This window comes from Candidatus Methylobacter favarea (assembly GCF_902806695.1).
GTDB lineage: Bacteria > Pseudomonadota > Gammaproteobacteria > Methylococcales > Methylomonadaceae > Methylobacter_B > Methylobacter_B favarea.
Window position 1 is genome coordinate 14133 of the sequence record NZ_CADCXN010000055.1, and the last position, 17486, is coordinate 31618.

Consider the following 17486-nt stretch of genomic DNA (forward strand, 5'->3'; position numbering starts at 1 on the left):
TTTCGCTTATCCGGCCCGTACGTTGCTTATCGCTCAGGACAAGCTGCAGTTCAGTATGTCGCCGAGTTAAGCGTCAGCTGTTTGTTACTTAATCAAGCCGTCTATTCGGAACGAATACCCGAATCCGACCAGGATATCCTGGGAGTTCGCTATCAAGCCCGTTCCCAGCCGGAAATCGATTTGCTGTCGTTTGGTCGGGGTGTAATATGCGCCGGTTTGGATATAATAATCATCGCTGCCCCAGGCGAAAATTTCTCCGACCACTTCAGCGAACCCGCTTAGTTTATCCATGAAGTCATGGCTAATCATCAATGTTGGCGTAAACGTCGCATTGGCGTTAGCGTTTTTTCCGTGAGACCAGCGCGCGTCGAATTGGCTTTCAAGAGTCAGCGTTTTAAATTCTCTCGACACCGCGACCCGAAGTTGGGGCTCAATCGTGTCGGTGGAGATATTATTGGCGCCGGTCGGCAGATGCAGAATGGGGATGAGCGCTATATCGATTTTACCCGGTAATTCCTGATGGTGACTCAAGCCGACTGAAATATCCCCGAAATTATTTGTCAGTTGCCCTTCATCTTTATCCCGTTGATAGATGTAATTAGGGAGGGTGAAACGGAATTCCGTGTTATCGCTCAAGCCCAGGCGCAATAAGGTTTCCGGCAGAATCCAGGATTGGCTTTCATCGCTGTCATCTTCATAAGTGACTCCGTTTTCCGCTTGCAGGCTTCCCTTTGGCACCGTTTTGGAATCATCCGTCTCGCTGGGCCGTGAGGTGGTCAGGGGCAGCATTGATGCTGGCTTCGCTGATGAAGGTGAAGCCGCCGAATCGCCGGCAAATGACTGAGTAACTGGCGATAAATCAGTCTCCTGTTCAGCACTCCACATCGGTGTTTGCGGCAACGTAAGCAGGATCAATGGGGTCATAATACCAGCCAATGCCCTGAATTTAGCGTACATGGCAGGAAAGCTCACTTTATCGCCTTCCGGCCTTTAGCCGGTTTGCAGGCCAATATCTAAAGTGGAGCCAGCATCGGCACTCAATGATTTAAGGCCGATGACGAAACGGGAGCGGACATCAGCTTGAATTATACGCTTCATTAATCTGTTAACTGGGAGCGACTTCCATATCGGACACAATATTGTACTGACTGCAGAATTCCAGCATTTCCTGTGTTTCCTGAAAGAAAGGGCAGCCTATTTCTGGGCTTTCTCGCTTGCCAATGCTTCAGACAATTGTTGGGCCGGCAGATATCCGGGATAAATATTGCCTTTTTCTGTAACAATCATAGGGGTGCCTTTGACATCGAACTCTGCGCCTAACTGCATATGTTCATCGACCGGGTTATCGCAGGTTTTAGGAGGAGGGACATTGCCTTTTTTTGCTGAGGTTAAAGCCGCGTTACGATCCTTGGAACACCAGACTGATACCGCTTTGTTATAGGAGTCAGAACCCTTACCAGCTCTTGGAAAAAACAGATACTGAATGGTAATGCCTTCGGCCAGATATCGATCAATTTCTGAATGCAGTTTCTGGCAATAGCCACAATCTATATCGGTAAAAACAAATACTTTATATTTGCTTGTCTTGGGCTTGAACACGATCATATTATCCTGGCCGATTTTTTCGATAGCCTGTATGCGGGCCGCCCCCAACATTTCTTCAGTCAGATCCCTGCGGGCTTCCACATCAATCAAGTGCCCTTGCAGGATATATTTGCCATTGTCAGAAACATAAATGATGTTGGTGCCTACCGTTACTTCATACAGGCCATTGATTACAGAAGGCTTGATTGAGTCAATTTTAACTGAAGGCATGGATTTGGCCATAGCCTGTCTAACGGTGTTTTGATCGGCATTGGCAACGGCAAAAAAAGCCCAGCCCAAAAGCACTAGAGCGGCAATCCGGAGACTATTTTTCATGTTCTTCATTTTTCCCTGAAAAATTTATTTTAAAGACGCAAGAACAAAAAATTTTGCGCCGTGTGATATGAGCTGTTATTGAAATAACCGTTGAATATCCAGGATCATTGCCAGTGCCATTAATGACACCAGCATGGTGATGCCGATCTGTTGAAAAAACAGTTGCACTTTCTCTGAAACAGGACTGCCTTTAATGCCTTCTAGGGCAAAAAACATTAAATGCCCGCCATCCAGCACAGGAATAGGCAATAAATTCAATATGCCCAAACTGATACTGACGAGGGCGATAAACTTTAAGAAGTGCACCGGACCCATACTGGCAGACTGTCCGGCAAACTGGGCAATGCTGAGAGGGCCGCTAAGATTTTCTACAGAGGCTTTGCCAATCAGCATTTTCCCCATCATTTTTAAAGTCGTGGCGGAATAGTTATAAGTTGATTCCATAGCAACAGGTATTGCTGCCCAAGGAGATAATGAATATTCCACGGTTATTGCTTTCATCAGCTCTTCAGGTATATGGACTGAAGCGCCGATTTTACCTTCAGCCTTTCCTTCAGCTTGCACGCTTTTTGGCGTAATGGTTAATGGCAAACGCACGCCGTCGCGCTCGATAATCAGCCCTATGGCAACATCAGGATGTTTTTTTACATAATTAACCCATTGCATCCAGTCTTTCATAGCAATGCCGTCTGCACTGATAATTAAATCACCTTTCTGCAAACCCGCCGCGGCCGCAGCGCTGTCAGCCAGCACTAGCCCTATAACCGGCTTTAATTGTGGCGACCATGGCTTAAAACCCAGGCGCTTGTAAAATACTTCGGGATTCTGACTATCATCTTCAGCAATACTAATTGTCCTGACGCTTTGCTGGTCATCAAAGTTTTTTACTTTAACCTTGATGGCAGATTCACCTTCCAAAGCGGCCCCGACTATTACATTGATGGCTTCAGTCCAGGTGGGGGTAACCTTGTCATTAACCGAAATAATTTCATCGCCTTCAGCAAAACCTGCATCAGCAGACAAAGTCCCAGGCTCTATGGCGCCGAGTATCGGTTTTATGCCGGTCTCGCCAATAACCAGCACGCTCCAGAACAAAATAGCCGCCAAAGCCAGATTGAACAGAGGGCCGGCTGCGACTATCGCCGCTCTTGCCAGCAAGGACTGCCGGTTAAACGCAAAAGGCAGGTCTTCTTTTTTAACCTCTCCTTCACGCTCGTCGACCATCTTGACATAGCCTCCCAAAGGGATGGCCGATAACACGTATTCTGTAGAATCAGGCCGCTTTTTGTAAGCCCATAATACCTTGCCGAAACCTACGGAAAACCGGAGGACTTTTACCCCGGCTCTACGGGCAACCCAAAAATGCCCGAACTCATGAAAGGAAACGAGGACGCCTATGGCGATTATAAAATAAAACAGCGTATGCATTAATTCCATCAGTTATTAAGATCTTCAATAATCTGCCGCGACACTAGCCGGGCCTGTTGATCGGTCTCCAGAATAATTTCCAGACTACCCGCTTCTGTAACGACAAATTTTTTCATACAGCGTTCAATAATGATCGGAATATCGGTAAAGCGAACATTCTCGTTCAGAAAAGCCTCTACTGCTATTTCATTGGCGGCATTTAGAACTGTGGGCATAATGCCGCCTGCAGCAATGGCTTCATAGGCAAGACGCAAACAGGGAAAACGTTCCAGACTCGGCTCTTCAAAGTCCATGCGCCGCACCGCAAAAATATCCAGAGGTTCTGCTCCGGAATCAAATCGTTCTGGCCAGGCCAGTGAATGAGCGATGGGTATGCGCATATCGGGGTTGCCCATTTGTGCCAGAACGGTTCCGTCCACATAATCCACCATGGAATGGATAACGCTTTGCAGGTGGATGACAACCTGTATCTGATCAGGCTGCATATTGAATAAAAGGCAGGCTTCAATCATTTCCAGACCTTTATTCATCATGGTTGCCGAATCTACCGAAATTTTCCTGCCCATATCCCAGTTGGGATGAGCTACCGCCTGATCCGGGGTAACCGAAGCCATCTGATCCAGAGGCATTTCACGAAAAGGCCCGCCTGAGGCTGTCAATAAAATGCGTCTGGCTTGTTTTGCCTGCATGCCCGCTATATAGCCGACCGGCATGCACTGAAATATCGCATTATGCTCACTGTCTATAGGCAGTAATTGAGCACCCGACTCCGTAACCGCTTGCATAAAAATAGCGCCGGACATGACCAGAGCTTCCTTGTTGGCCAGCAATATTATTTTACCCGCCTTTGCTGCGGCCAGGCTCGGCAGCAAACCTGCGGCGCCAACAATGGCCGCCATAACAGAATCGACAGTGTCCAGAGTCGCCACATATTCCAGAGCCTGGGGCCCTGCCAGTACTTGAATATCCGGAATGGACGAGTTTTGAAGTTTATCTTTAAAAATCCGGGCCTTGTTCTCGTCTACCACAACGGCATAGTCGGGATGATGTTCCAGGCATTGTTCATATAATGCATCAATATTGGTATTTGCCGTTAACGCGATGACTTTATAAAGATGTGGATGCCGGCCTACTACATCCAGTGTGCTGACGCCAATCGATCCTGTCGCGCCGAGGATGCAGATGCCTTTCATGAAAATATCCCGTAAGCTTCCAGAAATATGCCCGCATAGAAGAAAGGGATAGCAGCAACCGCACTGTCAATTCTGTCCAGAATGCCGCCGTGACCCGGCAATAATGAGCCGCTGTCTTTTACGCCGCGCTGACGTTTGACGACACTGAAAAACAGGTCGCCGTAAATTGAAATCAGCACCGTCAGAGCAGACAATAAAGCAAAGTCTGCTGCCACCATCAGCGGGAAACCATTAATCAGGCTTAAGCTGACTGCACAAACAATGCCTGCTATTAAAGCCCCATACATGCCGGCAACGGTTTTACCGGGACTGATCAGCGGCGCCAGCAGGACTTTTCCATATTTTTTTCCGGCAAAAAAAGCTGAAATATCGGCTGCCCAAATCAGGATTAGCAAATACATGGTCACCTCGGAGCCATATAAGGTCCTTAGTCTGGACAAAAACATCCATGCCGATAATAAAATAAACCATCCGATCAATGCCTTATAACAAGGCTTCATTTGCAGCGCCAAAACCCCGGCCGGTGCATTTCTGATTAATATCATGGCCAGTATCCAGAATAACACCGGTGCTATAACCAGCCATTCCAGCGCCCCTGAATAATTTCTGACGTCAGGCCAATCCACAGCTTGCGCAATCAGTTCGAGAATTTGTGTCCAGAAATGAATTCCCGCCATGGGCGCCATCAAGGCGAGTAAAAATAATACCCGCTTGAACAGCGGGTTAATAGCGACGAGACTGCACCATTCCCAGGCAGCCAAAAGCGTGAACAGAGCTAAAAGCAATGAAAAATAGGCCGGGGGCAACTTGAACACTGCCAATGCAAGCAGGGAAGCCAGGACCGATGCGGTTATAATGCGCTGTAGTAACATTTTGAAATTATTAGGAGTTATAAGGTAATAGACTTTCCAAGTACTTGCTCGCCGGTATAGCCAAAACGCCGTTGGCGGCTTTTAAAGCTCTTGATGGCCTCATCGAGTGAATTCTGGTCGAAGTCGGGCCAGAGCGTTGCGGTAAAATATAGTTCCGCATAGGCTAATTGCCATAATAAAAAATTACTGACGCGTTGTTCGCCGCCGGTTCTAATGAACAGGTCGGGCTCGGGCAGGTCGGCTATTGATAAATACTGAGTGATTAATTTTTCATCAATCTCATAGTTTTTTAATTCCCCGGCAAGCATTTTTTCCGCAACTTTTCGCAGTGCCTGACATATATCCCAGCGGCCTCCATAGTTGGCTGCGACCACCAGGGTCAGGCCCTTGTTTTCGCAGGTTAAGGCTTCTCCTTCGGCTATCTTGTCTTGTAAATTATCTGAAAATGCTGCCCGGTCGCCTATAAATCGCAAACGAATGCCGTTGCGATGCAGCTTGCTGACTTCTCTTTGCAGAGTTGCCATAAACAGGCTCATTAACGTTGATACTTCATCTTCCGGGCGACGCCAGTTCTCACTGCTGAAAGCGAATAAAGTCAAGACCTCGATTTCTTGTCTGGCGCAGTGCTCGACAATTTTTCTGACTGCTTTAACGCCGGCTTGATGACCAATAGTTCTTGGCATATGTCTTTTCTGAGCCCAGCGGCCATTGCCGTCCATAATAATGGCAATATGGCGGGGATTGTTATTATCTTTATTGGAGTCATCAGCAGACATTGCTAAAATCCCGATTAAATTGACAGCAAGTCGGCTTCTTTGGCTTCCAGTAGCTTTTCTACTTCCTTCACATACTGATCAGTCAGTTTCTGAATTTTTTCTTCGGCGGCACGGGCCTCATCTTCGGAAATCATTTTTTCTTTCAAGGCTTCCTTTATTTCGGAATTGGCATCCCTGCGAATATTTCTGATTGCAACCCGGCCATTTTCTGATTCATGTTTAACTACTTTAACCAGATCACGACGACGCTGCTCAGTTAATGGCGGCAAAGGAATTCGGATAACCATGCCGTTAGTGGCCGGGTTCAGGCCGAGATCAGATTTCAGAATGGCTTTCTCTATAGCCTGGACCATACCTTTTTCCCAAGGTGTAATCGTTAACGTGCGCGAATCTTCCACAGCAATATTGGCGACCTGCGACAAGGAGGAATCCGTACCATAGTAGGAAACGCTAATTTGATCCAACAAACTGGGGTGAGCCCTGCCCGTTCTTATCTTTGAAAATTCATGCTTTAAAGCTTCCAGACTCTTGGCCATTCGGGTTGAAGCATTTTGTTGAATATCACTAACCATTATCTGTTCCTCGTTGAATAAGAGATCCAATTTCTCCGCCCATCATCAATTCCATTACTGCACCTTTCTCAAAAATATTCATTACCCGCACAGGCACATTATTATCTCTGCATAACACCAGGGCGGTCGCATCCATTACGTTAAGGCGCTGATCCAGGGCTTCATCATACGTTAGCCGCGAATAGAATTTGGCGTCTTTCACTTTTTCCGGATCAGCTGAATAAACGCCTTTGACTTTAGTGGCTTTAATCATCAAGCCGGCATTGATTTCGATGGCCCTGAGACTGGCTGCCGAATCCGTGGTGAAAAAAGGATTGCCGGTGCCGGCGGCAAAAATCACCACGCGGCCTTTTTCCAGGTGCCTGACGGCCCGGCGGCGTATATAATCTTCGCATACCTGATTGATTTTCAGGGCCGACATCACTCTGACCTGCTGGCCGAGATTTTCCAGCGCATCCTGCATGGCCAGCGCATTTATAACCGTGGCCAGCATGCCCATCTGATCACTGGTTACTCTGTCCAGGCCTTCGGAAGCTTTTTCAGCGCCGCGTAATATATTGCCGCCGCCAATAACCAGGCCAACCTCGATGCCTGCATCGGACAAGTCTTTAATTTCACAGGCAAGGCGTTTGACAATATCGGCATCAATGCTCCCTCCGGCATCACTCATTAAAGCTTCACCACTTAATTTAAGCAAGATTCTCTGGCAAATCAGGTTAGTCATATTGTTTAGTCAGGATTAATATTGGCATGTGGGGTTGGCGGGGCGTAAGCGGTAATAGTGTTGGCTACCTGGATAAGTTTAATTACCTCTAACCTGCGCCATAACTTCTTCGGCAAAGTTTTCTTCTTTTTTCTCTATGCCTTCGCCTACTTCAAAACGACTAAAACGGATAACGCGGTTAGTTTTTGAAGCCAGCAGTTTGCCGACACTGGTTTTTTCCTCTTTAATAAAAGGCTGTCCCAGTAAGGTGATTTCTGCAAAAAACTTGCTGATGCGGCCGGCAATCATTTTATTGACAATCTCAGCCGGTTTTCCGCTCTCTGAGGCTTGAGCCAGAAAAATTTCCTTTTCTTTCTCAATAATTTCTGCGGGCACCTGATCCTCAGAAATATAAGAAGGCTTGCTGGCGGCAATATGCATGGCGATATCCTTGCCCAATTCGCTATCCGCTTTGGCTAATTCAACAATTACCCCGATTTTATTGCCATGCAAATAACAGGCGGTGCCGCCCTCGGCAGCACTCTGGTATTTTTCAAAACGTCTAATGGCAATATTCTCGCCCAGTTTTGCAATCAATCCCCGGCGAACTTCATCAACGCTCTGACCGTCCGCCAATTTCATGGACAGCAATTGCTCTTCTGTTTCAATATCGGCATTATTCAGCAATGCTGCGGTTATATTATTGACGAAATTTATAAAATCGTCTGCTTTGGCCACGAAATCAGTCTCACAATTAATATCAACCATCGCCGCAGCTTTTTGATTATCGCTGACTTTAACGCCGATAATGCCTTCAGCAGCGATACGCCCTGATTTTTTATCTGCCTTGGCTAAGCCGGATTTGCGCATATTTTCGATCGCCAGATCCATGTCGCCATTGCTTTCAATTAATGCCTTTTTGCATTCCATCATGCCTGAACCGGTTCTTTCCCGAAGTTCCTTAACCATTCTCGCACTAATATTCATTTTCTGGTTTTCCTCAATACTATAGTTACTATAAAAACGCCCCCGTAAGGAGGCGTTTTTTTGGCCTGATTAAACTTTTCAATTCATCGCAAATTAACTGCAAAAAATGCGTAACCGACTTACTCTGCTGCCTCTTCAACAAAATCATCCGCTTTGGCTGAAAGGCCCATGCTTGCTGCTTTGGCTTCCAGTACTGCCGCGGAAACACTTTCACAATAGAGCTTAACGGCGCGAATTGAGTCATCATTACCTGGAATTACATAGTCAATTTTTTCGGGTGAATTGTTGGAGTCAACCACTCCGACGACGGGAACGCCTAATTTTTTTGCTTCGCTGATGGCGTTTTTTTCATAACCGACATCCATTACGAAAATTACATCAGGAATGCCTTTCATGTCCTTAATTCCGCCCAGACTCCGTTCCAGTTTTTCAAGTTCGCGCTCCATGCCCAGCGCTTCTTTTTTGCCGAAGCGCTGGTTAAGTGTACCGTCCGCTTTCATGGCTTCCAGTTCTTTCAGACGGTTGATTGATTTTTTGATGGTTTTGAAATTGGTCATCATGCCGCCAAGCCAGCGATGATTTACATAGGGCATGCCGCAGCGTATTGCCTCTTCTGCGACAACCTTACGGGCGGCTTTTTTGGTGCCGACAAACAGAATGGTGCCTTTGTTAGCCGCCATCTGACCCAGATAATTCATCGCGTCATTAAACATGGGAAGCGTTTTTTCCAAATCAATGATATGGATTTTGCTACGCGCTCCGAAAAGGTAGGTGGCCATTTTCGGGTTCCAGTAACGAGTCTGGTGGCCAAAATGAACACCCGCTTCAAGCATTTGCCGCATGGATACTGCTGCCATTAATTTCTCCTGATATAAAATTCGGAACTTTTGTTCCGTGTTGGGTTGCGCCTCCGCCCATCCCGTCTGGTAACCGGTTTACAACGATTCTATGAGAATCAGGCGGCGCCGGCACCCTACCAAACGTGACGATAGACGTGAGTATTAATTCAAAAATGAACTTATCTTTATACCATAATTAACTTTTTGCAACAACCAAATCTCTGTTAAACTCCTCTTTTTACAGGTCTGACTGCGGTTGTAATTGAGCAAATACAATATCTGAGCAGTAAACCCGAAAACTACATTTTTAACGCTATGAGCATAATCATTAAAACCGAAAGTGAAATTAACAAAATGCGCATTGCCGGAAGACTGGCGGCCGAAGTTTTGGAAATGATTGAGCCGTATGTCATTCCCGGCGTGACTACCAATGAGCTTGATAAAATCTGTCATGATTATATTGTTGATGTGCAAAAGGCCATACCTGCGCCGCTTAATTATCACGGTTTTCCAAAATCCATCTGCACCTCGATTAACCAGCAGGTCTGCCATGGCATTCCCAGCGAGAAAAAACTTAAATCGGGCGATATTGTCAATATAGATATTACCGTCATTAAAGATGAGTATCATGGCGATACCAGCAAAATGTTCTGCGTAGGCGAGGTCAGCCCGCATGCGAAACGATTGATTAAAGTAACCCGCGAAGCCATGTTTCTGGGCATAGAGCAAGTCAAGCCGAGCGCCACATTAGGAGATATCGGCCATGCCGTACAAAAATACGCTGAAGCCAACCGCTATTCGGTGGTAAGAGAATTTTGCGGGCATGGGATCGGCAAAAATTTTCACGAAGACCCGCATGTGCTGCATTACGGCAAAGCCGGCGAAGGCGAGGTTCTGGAGAGCGGCATGATATTAACCATTGAGCCCATGATTAATATCGGCAAGCGTCATGTTAAAGTATTGGCCGATGGCTGGACTGCCGTAACCAAGGATAGAACCCTTTCCGCACAATGGGAGCACACCATTCTGGTAACGCCTGGCGGCTACGACATTCTGACCTTGCGCCAGGAAGAAATGTGATTGCCTTGAACAAAAGTACTAGCCCTGCGCTGTTTGCCGAAAATGACAGCCTGCAACTATTCAAGCGCCTGATAAAGGAAAAAGCCGATGAGCTAAGGCAAAAATTTGACCCTCACAGCTCCGTTGCCGAACTGCTTAAGGAAAAGTCCGATTTCATTGACGAGATTCTAAGCTGCAGCTGGCGGCATTTCCTTGCCGGGCATGCGGAAAAGCTCAGTTTACTGGCCGTGGGCGGCTATGGCAGAAGAGAATTATTTCCCTATTCCGATATCGACATTGTTATTCTTCTGGACTCCGCCGATACCTCCGTGTATGAGGAAGCGCTGGCGAATTTCTTTACTTTCCTCTGGGATATTGGCCTGAAGCCGGGGCAAAGCGTACGCACCATCAAGGAATGTGTAGAAACGGCAAAAGCTGATCAAACAATTATGACCAGTCTCATGGAAGTCCGGCTGATTACCGGCAGCATGGCGCTTTTTGAAGACCTCAAGCAACAAATCACGCCGGATAAAATCTGGCCGTCGGATCAGTTTTTTGCCGCTAAAATGCAAGAGCAGGCTCAGCGCTATGCCAAATTCCACGACACTGCCTATAACCTTGAGCCTAATATAAAAGAAGGGCCCGGCGGCTTGCGCGATAGACAGGTTATCGCCTGGGTATTCAAGCGTCACTATAATTCATCCACTCTCAAGGAACTGATCAAGTACGGCTTTCTGCCTGAGTCTGAGTATCTGGAGCTGGTTGCTGCTGTAGAAGTGCTATGGCGCATTCGCTATGCGCTGCATCTACTGACCAACCGCTGTGAAGACCGGCTCATTTTTGATTATCAACGCCACCTGGCGCAACAGTTCGGCTTTAGCGCTGGCAGCTACCAGTATAACGAAGATGTAGAGCAGTTTATGCAGTTTTACTTCACCACCGTGCTCGGCCTGGAACGGCTTAATGAAATGTTGCTGCAATTATTTAATGAACGGTTTATTTGCGGAGAAATAGCCTGCAAACAGATTCCTATTAATGACAAATTTGCGGCTATCAACGGCTATCTTGAAGCGGTAGACGACTATGTGTTTGAGCGGCAGCCGGTGGCATTGCTGGAAGTCTTTTTAATTCTTCAACAGAACTCTGCACTCAAAGGCGTCAGGGCGACCACGATCCGTCTGATACGCAAAAGCCTGCATCTGATCGACGATTCGTTTCGTCAGAATAAAGTCGCCAACCGTCTTTTTTTAGAAATCTTTCGTCAGCCGCGAGGTATTACCACTCAATTAAGACGCATGAACCGTTATGGAGTTTTAGCGGCTTATTTACCCAGCTTTGCCAACATAGTCGCCCGTATGCAATATGATTTATTTCATATTTATACAGTTGATGAGCATGCCATTTTTGTTATTCGTAACTTACGCAGGTTTTCATTGCCAAAACACAGTGATGAACTGCCTCTTTGCAATGATATTTTCTTTCTGATTCAAAAGCCGGAGATATTATATATTGCGGCTCTATTCCATGATATTGCCAAAGGCAGACATGGAGATCATTCAGTTATTGGCGAAGACATCGCCCGAAACTTCTGCCTTCAACATGATCTTTCCTCGCATGATACCAAACTGATTACCTGGCTGGTCCGTAATCACCTGATGATGTCGATGACTGCACAACGAAAGGATATCAGCGATCCTGATATTATTCATGAATTTGCCCGGAAAGTGGGCAGTATCGAGTACCTCAATTACTTGTATCTGCTGACAGTCGCTGATATACGCGCGACCAATCCTGAATTGTGGAACTCCTGGAAAGATTCTTTACTGAAAGAGCTGTATGCCGTAACTTACAGCGCCCTGCATAAAGGCCTGCAAAATCCCGTTGCGCTTTCCGACCGGCTACAGGAAAGTAAAAAGGAAGCAAAAGACGAGCTAATCAAATTCGGTTTATCCGAAGCGGCTATTGATGATACCTGGCAACTTGTCAGCGATGATTATTTTCTAAGATATTCAACTGACGAAATAGCCTGGCACACTATTGCCATCGCTTCATCGAGGGAGACAGATTTGCCCTTAGTTCTCTTGCGCCCCCAAACCCAGCGCGGCAGCGCAGAGATCTTTGTTTATACCAGAAATGAAGGTTCTATTTTTTCCTTGTGCACAGCCACTCTCGACCAGTTAGGTCTTACCATTCTCGATGCCAAAATAATGACTACGGTTGATAACTATGTGCTTAACAGTTTCCAGGTTCTTGAGCAGTCGGGAGAGCCTATTAATGAGCTATACAGGGAAGTCCATATCTGCAGGGCCTTACGTAATAACTTGTTGCACCGTAAGGTAAAAGAGCGCAGAAACATACATCGTCAATCACGGCAAGCCAAACATTTTCCTATTCCGACCAGCATTCAATTTCATGCAGATCCTTTAAACAGGAACACGATTCTGGAACTTGTAACAACCGATCATGCAGGTCTTCTGTCAAAAATAGGACGAGCTTTTATAAAACAAAACGTAAATTTGCACAGCGCAAAAATAACCACCATAGGCAGCCGCGCGGAAGATATGTTTTACATTACCGACCAGCAGCTAGAGCCAATTGCCGACGCGGGCAGACAGGAACAGATACGTGAAGAAATTATGACCATGCTGGATGCCGGCGGATGATTAAAGCTTTCCTCTCATCCTGTCCTGCTTCTAGCCAGGCGCAGGGCATCATACTCGACCAGTAATGATGACGGTGAACGCCAACTTCATCACAGGGAGTAGTCTGACAGCTTGACTTTGTTATATTAAAATATAATTATGATTGCCTGCCTGAAGTTTAACCGGCGTCTCAATCCCTGCACAATCAGCTTAGCTTCCTTCAATAAATTCATCAATAAGGGATTGAAAAAAAATGAAGAATTTACTTGAATAACAATTAAGCTCCTGAGTAATTTCAGAGCTATTATTTACAGTCTGCACTGCTACCCAAAAAGGACCGGCGATCATCGTAGCTATAGCAAATTTGATTTTCAGCTTTATGATGAGGGCAAACGTCATACTTTGCATGGCATTTTTACTGCCGTCCTTTTGCGTCTGTGCTGAAAAGATTCACCTGCAATTACGCTGGCATCATCAGTTTCAATTTGCCGGCTACTATGCCGCCCTGGAACAAGGCTATTACCGGCAGGCAGGGCTTGACGTTATACTGCACGAGGGCAGTCCGGAAAAATTCTCTGTTTCTGAAGTGCTGCAGGGCCATGCCCAATACGGCGTCGCCAACAGCGAGTTGCTGCTGGACCGATTGCGCGGCGCACCGCTGGTAGCTCTGGCTGCAATATTTCAGCATTCTCCTTCGGTATTACTGGCGCGCAAAGATGCCGGTATTCTTTCTCCCGATGATTTAATCGGCAAGGATGTGATGTTGATGGACAAAGCCGTCGATGCCGATTTTTTCGCCATGCTGCATAATGAGGGCGTTAGCCTGGCGAAAATTCATGTTATTCCAAGCAGTTTTAATATTCAGGATCTGGTTGACGGCAAAGTTGTGGCCTTTAACTCCTATCTAAGTAATGAACCTTATTATCTAAAGCAGCATGGCGTCGAGTATACCGTGCTTAATCCGCGCAACTACGGCGTAGATTTTTACAGCGACATTCTTTTTACTACCGAGGATGAAATAAAGCAACACCCCGACCGGGTAAAAGCCTTTCGTAGCGCCACTCTTGAAGGCTGGCGCTACGCGATGAATCATCCTCAGGAAATAATTGATTTGTTGATTGGTAAATATCAGGTCAAAAAGTCAAGAAGCCATTTGGAATTTGAGGCCGAGGCAATGCGTTCATTGATTCTGCCTGAGTTGATAGAAATAGGTCATATTAATCCCGGTCGTCTGAGACATATGGCTGAAACATTTGTAAAGGCCGGCATGATTGATAACGATCGGCTTTTGGAAGGATTTGTCTATGATCCTGACCCGGCGGTTGACCAGAAAAAATTAAGGCAATATGTCCAAATTTCCGGAGGCATCGCTTTGTTGACCAGCATTCTGGCGATGATACTGTATATGGCCAATCGATCCATAAAACGTGAAAGTCTGCTACGTATGGCCGCCGAGGCTGAAATAAAAAAACTTGCTTACCGGGATACCTTGACAGGGCTTGATAACCGCCTCAGCTTTTTTATCCTGGCCAATCAAATGGTAAAGCTGGCGCATAGGGAGAACAACAAAATTGCCGTCTTATTTATTGATCTTAATGATTTTAAAATAATTAACGATCAATTCGGACACAAGGCGGGTGATGAAGTTTTGATATATGTCGGCCTGACTTTAAGAAAACTTGTACGCCAGTCTGATATTGCCGCGCGTTTGGGCGGCGATGAGTTTGCGATATTACTTAGCAATATCATTAACCGGGAAGATATTATTTGTTCGTTAAGACAAATCCAGCAGGAGATCAGCCGTCCTATTATTTACCAGGAACAGGAATTACGAATTTCAGCGTGTATAGGCATGGCTGTTTATCCGGACGATGGTCTCGATATTGATGCCTTGCTGGAAATAGCCGACTCGCATATGTATCAGGTCAAGGCGGAAAACAAATACTCAAGCCATACACATACTGAGACTATATAAAATACTGACGCGTCAGTATTGACGCGTCAGTATTGGGGAGGAAAGGTATTTTCCTGCCTTGCTACTCTCCGAACTCCATGGCCTCAGAAATATCAATAGCCTGCGCTTTTTTAACTTCTTCCGCAGCCTCATAAGGCCAATGCCAATTCTGTATTTCCGGCATATCCTCGCCGTGGCTGGCAATATAATGCTTATGATCAATCAGCTTGTCGCGGATCATTTGCTTGAGATAAGCCGCATTATTTTTCAGGCGCGGCACGCGGTCAATGACATCGGCTGCCAGGTGATAGCGGTCTATGTCATTCATGACGACCATATCGAACGGTGTAGAGGTAGTGCCTTCTTCCTTATAGCCGCGCACATGCAGATTGGCATGATTGGCGCGCCGGTAAGTCAGCCGGTGAATTAGGGTAGGGTAGCCGTGATAGGCAAATACGATGGGCTTATCGGTAGTAAACAATTCGTCAAAATCACGATCTTTCAAGCCATTGGGATGCTCGCTGTTAGGCTGCAATTTCATCAGATTGACGACATTCAGCACGCGGATTTTCAAATCCGGCAACTGGCGGCGCAGAAAATCCACCGCCGCCAGGGTTTCCAGGGTAGGCACATCGCCTGCACAGGCCATTACTACATCAGGCTCTTCGCCCCGGTCATTGCTGGCCCACTCCCATACGCCGATACCGGCTTCGCAATGTTTCATTGCCGCATCCATATTCAGCCATTGGTGCTCCGGTTGTTTACCCGCCACGATGACATTGACATAGTTGCGGCTGCGCAGCACATGATCAGTCACGGCCAGCAGGGTATTGGCATCCGGCGGCAGAAACACCCGGATCACTTCAGCTTTTTTATTGACCACATGATCGATAAAGCCCGGATCCTGGTGGGAAAAGCCGTTGTGATCCTGCCGCCAGACATGCGAAGTCAGCAGATAATTCAAGGACGCCACAGGGCGCCGCCACGGTATGCGGTTGCAGGTCTTCAGCCATTTGGCATGCTGGTTGAACATGGAGTCGACAATATGGATAAAGGCTTCGTAGCAGGAAAAAAAGCCGTGCCGTCCGGTAAGCAAATATCCCTCTATCCAGCCCTGACAGGTATGTTCGCTGAGTATCTCCATGACCCGGCCATCCTGGGCAAGATTGGTATCTTCGGGCAGAATTTTTTCCATCCAGACCCTGGACGTGACCTCGAAAATATCACTCCAGCGGTTAGATGCCGTTTCATCAGGGCCGAAAATTCTAAAATTCTGCTGATCAAGATTGTTTTTCATCACATCCCGTAAAAAATTTCCCATGACGCGCGTGGCTTCGGCTTCAACGGCTCCCGGCGCCGGCACTTCAACGGCATAATTGCGAAAGTCAGGCAGCCGCAAATCCCTGAGCAATAGTCCGCCATTGGCATGGGGATTATCGCTCATACGCAGATGACCTTTGGGCGCCAATTCAAGCAGCTCCGGCAGCGGCGCGCCTTGGGCATCGAACAGCTCTTCGGGACGGTAGCTTTTCAGCCATTGTTCCAGCAGATTAATGTGGTCGGGATTTTCGGCCAGCTTTTCCAGCGGCACCTGATGAGAACGCCAGAAACCTTCGGTTTTTTTGCCGTCAACGCTTTTCGGCCCCGTCCAGCCCTTGGGAGTGCGCATAATAATCATCGGCCAATGCGGACGGATTAGCGCCTCCCCGCTGCGCGCCTTGTGCTGAATGGCCTTGATTTCATCCAGGCATTGCTCAAGTATGCTGGCCATGCGAGGATGAACAATTTCCGGCTCGTTGCCTTCAACCAGGTAGGGGCGATAGCCGTATCCTTCAAATAATTGCAGCAGTTCATCCTCTTCCATGCGGGCTAGAATAGTGGGATTGGCGATTTTATAGCCGTTCAGGTGCAGAATGGGCAAGACCGCGCCGTCGCGTGCCGGATTAAGAAATTTATTGGAATGCCAGGCAGCCGCCATCGGGCCAGTTTCCGCTTCGCCATCGCCTATTACGCAGCAGGCGATTAAATAGGGATTATCGAAGGCCGCGCCGTAAGCATGCGACAAGGCATAACCCAGCTCCCCGCCTTCATTAATCGAACCGGGCGTTTCGGGCGCGACATGGCTGGGCACTCCGCCCGGGAAAGAGAACTGCCTGAACAGCGCCTTCATGCCTTCCTTGTTCAGCGAAATATGCGGATAATATTCGCTGTAGGTGCCTTCCAGCCAGCAGTTTGCCAGCATGGCCGGGCCGCCGTGACCGGGGCCGCAGATAAAGATCATGTTCAGATTATGGGCGTTTATCAGCCGGTTCAAATGCACATGGATGAAATTCAAGCCGGGCGTCGTACCCCAATGTCCCAGCAAGCGCGGCTTGATGTGTTCCAGTTTGAGCGGCTCCTTAAGCAAAGGATTGTCGAGCAGGTAAATCTGCCCGACCGAGAGGTAATTTGCAGCCCGCCAATAAGCATTCATGCGTTCCAGCAATTCAGCGGAGACAAAAAAATCTTGTTTAGCCTGTTCCATACTATTTAGCCTCGTGT

General features: G+C 47.2%; 15 protein-coding genes. 3 read left to right on the plus strand and 12 right to left on the minus strand.

Going from position 1 to position 17486, the window contains the following annotated elements:
* Positions 1-84: 84 nt before the first annotated feature.
* The 10 genes from HUX64_RS07435 to rpsB all read right to left on the minus strand — a co-directional run bounded on the left by HUX64_RS07435 (position 85) and on the right by rpsB (position 9308).
* Positions 85-972, minus strand: coding sequence for a transporter (locus HUX64_RS07435; RefSeq protein WP_174625607.1), 888 nt, complete (start codon positions 970-972; stop codon positions 85-87).
* A gap of 222 nt (positions 973-1194) precedes the next feature.
* Positions 1195-1920 (minus strand): DsbC family protein, encoded by a 726-nt coding sequence (locus tag HUX64_RS07440; RefSeq protein WP_174625608.1) that lies wholly within the window; start codon positions 1918-1920, stop codon positions 1195-1197.
* Positions 1921-1995: 75 nt separating this feature from the next.
* Entirely contained in the window at positions 1996-3357 is a 1362-nt protein-coding gene (rseP, locus tag HUX64_RS07445; RefSeq protein WP_174625609.1) for an RIP metalloprotease RseP, read from the minus strand.
* Positions 3357-4541, minus strand: coding sequence for a 1-deoxy-D-xylulose-5-phosphate reductoisomerase (gene ispC, locus HUX64_RS07450; protein ID WP_174625610.1), 1185 nt, complete (start codon positions 4539-4541; stop codon positions 3357-3359). Before ispC ends, rseP begins: the two co-directional genes overlap by 1 nt.
* A complete protein-coding gene (locus HUX64_RS07455) occupies positions 4538-5413 on the minus strand; it encodes a phosphatidate cytidylyltransferase (RefSeq protein ID WP_174625611.1) in 876 nt (291 codons plus the stop codon). Before HUX64_RS07455 ends, ispC begins: the two co-directional genes overlap by 4 nt.
* Positions 5414-5430: 17 nt before the next feature.
* Complete coding sequence (gene uppS, locus HUX64_RS07460; protein ID WP_174625612.1) at positions 5431-6189, minus strand: undecaprenyl pyrophosphate synthase; 759 nt, start codon at positions 6187-6189, stop codon at positions 5431-5433.
* A gap of 14 nt (positions 6190-6203) precedes the next feature.
* Positions 6204-6761: a ribosome recycling factor gene (frr, locus tag HUX64_RS07465; RefSeq protein WP_174625613.1), complete on the minus strand. Its 558-nt coding sequence runs from the start codon at positions 6759-6761 to the stop codon at positions 6204-6206.
* The gene (gene pyrH, locus HUX64_RS07470) at positions 6754-7485 is read right to left on the minus strand and encodes a UMP kinase (protein WP_174625614.1); all 732 of its coding nucleotides are present in this window, start codon (positions 7483-7485) and stop codon (positions 6754-6756) included. Before pyrH ends, frr begins: the two co-directional genes overlap by 8 nt.
* 78 nt (positions 7486-7563) lie before the next feature.
* The gene (gene tsf, locus HUX64_RS07475) at positions 7564-8451 is read right to left on the minus strand and encodes a translation elongation factor Ts (protein ID WP_174625615.1); all 888 of its coding nucleotides are present in this window, start codon (positions 8449-8451) and stop codon (positions 7564-7566) included.
* 119 nt (positions 8452-8570) lie between these two features.
* Positions 8571-9308 carry a 30S ribosomal protein S2 gene (gene rpsB, locus HUX64_RS07480; protein ID WP_174625616.1) on the minus strand — a complete coding sequence of 246 codons (738 nt, stop codon included), beginning with the start codon at positions 9306-9308 and terminating at the stop codon, positions 8571-8573.
* A gap of 297 nt (positions 9309-9605) precedes the next feature.
* Here rpsB and map point away from each other — a divergent pair, with 297 nt between their 5' ends.
* Complete coding sequence (map, locus tag HUX64_RS07485) at positions 9606-10370, plus strand: type I methionyl aminopeptidase (RefSeq protein ID WP_174625617.1); 765 nt, start codon at positions 9606-9608, stop codon at positions 10368-10370.
* Between the two features lie 5 nt (positions 10371-10375).
* Positions 10376-13012, plus strand: coding sequence for a [protein-PII] uridylyltransferase (glnD, locus tag HUX64_RS07490; RefSeq protein ID WP_425484252.1), 2637 nt, complete (start codon positions 10376-10378; stop codon positions 13010-13012).
* Positions 13013-13201: 189 nt separating this feature from the next.
* Here glnD and HUX64_RS19180 read toward each other — a convergent pair whose 3' ends face one another.
* Positions 13202-13399, minus strand: a complete 198-nt coding sequence (locus HUX64_RS19180; protein ID WP_217426458.1) for a hypothetical protein — start codon at positions 13397-13399, stop codon at positions 13202-13204.
* Here HUX64_RS19180 and HUX64_RS07495 point away from each other — a divergent pair.
* Positions 13398-14966: a GGDEF domain-containing protein gene (locus tag HUX64_RS07495; RefSeq protein ID WP_246246948.1), complete on the plus strand. Its 1569-nt coding sequence runs from the start codon at positions 13398-13400 to the stop codon at positions 14964-14966. The genes HUX64_RS19180 and HUX64_RS07495 overlap by 2 nt on opposite strands.
* Positions 14967-15027: 61 nt before the next feature.
* On the opposite strand, the gene HUX64_RS07500 is transcribed toward HUX64_RS07495, so the two are convergent.
* Complete coding sequence (locus HUX64_RS07500) at positions 15028-17469, minus strand: phosphoketolase family protein (protein WP_174625620.1); 2442 nt, start codon at positions 17467-17469, stop codon at positions 15028-15030.
* Positions 17470-17486 lie beyond the last annotated feature (17 nt).

Coding starts and splice junctions, on each gene's coding strand:
- HUX64_RS07440 (WP_174625608.1), bottom strand. CDS start 1,920: ATGAAAAATAGTCTCCGGATTGCCGCTCTAGTGCTTTTGGGCTGGGCT.
- rseP (WP_174625609.1), bottom strand. CDS start 3,357: ATGGAATTAATGCATACGCTGTTTTATTTTATAATCGCCATAGGCGTC.
- ispC (WP_174625610.1), bottom strand. CDS start 4,541: ATGAAAGGCATCTGCATCCTCGGCGCGACAGGATCGATTGGCGTCAGC.
- HUX64_RS07455 (WP_174625611.1), bottom strand. CDS start 5,413: ATGTTACTACAGCGCATTATAACCGCATCGGTCCTGGCTTCCCTGCTT.
- uppS (WP_174625612.1), bottom strand. CDS start 6,189: ATGTCTGCTGATGACTCCAATAAAGATAATAACAATCCCCGCCATATT.
- frr (WP_174625613.1), bottom strand. CDS start 6,761: ATGGTTAGTGATATTCAACAAAATGCTTCAACCCGAATGGCCAAGAGT.
- pyrH (WP_174625614.1), bottom strand. CDS start 7,485: ATGACTAACCTGATTTGCCAGAGAATCTTGCTTAAATTAAGTGGTGAA.
- tsf (WP_174625615.1), bottom strand. CDS start 8,451: ATGAATATTAGTGCGAGAATGGTTAAGGAACTTCGGGAAAGAACCGGT.
- rpsB (WP_174625616.1), bottom strand. CDS start 9,308: ATGGCAGCAGTATCCATGCGGCAAATGCTTGAAGCGGGTGTTCATTTT.
- map (WP_174625617.1), top strand. CDS start 9,606: ATGAGCATAATCATTAAAACCGAAAGTGAAATTAACAAAATGCGCATT.
- HUX64_RS07495 (WP_246246948.1), top strand. CDS start 13,398: ATGGCATTTTTACTGCCGTCCTTTTGCGTCTGTGCTGAAAAGATTCAC.
- HUX64_RS19180 (WP_217426458.1), bottom strand. CDS start 13,399: ATGCAAAGTATGACGTTTGCCCTCATCATAAAGCTGAAAATCAAATTT.
- HUX64_RS07500 (WP_174625620.1), bottom strand. CDS start 17,469: ATGGAACAGGCTAAACAAGATTTTTTTGTCTCCGCTGAATTGCTGGAA.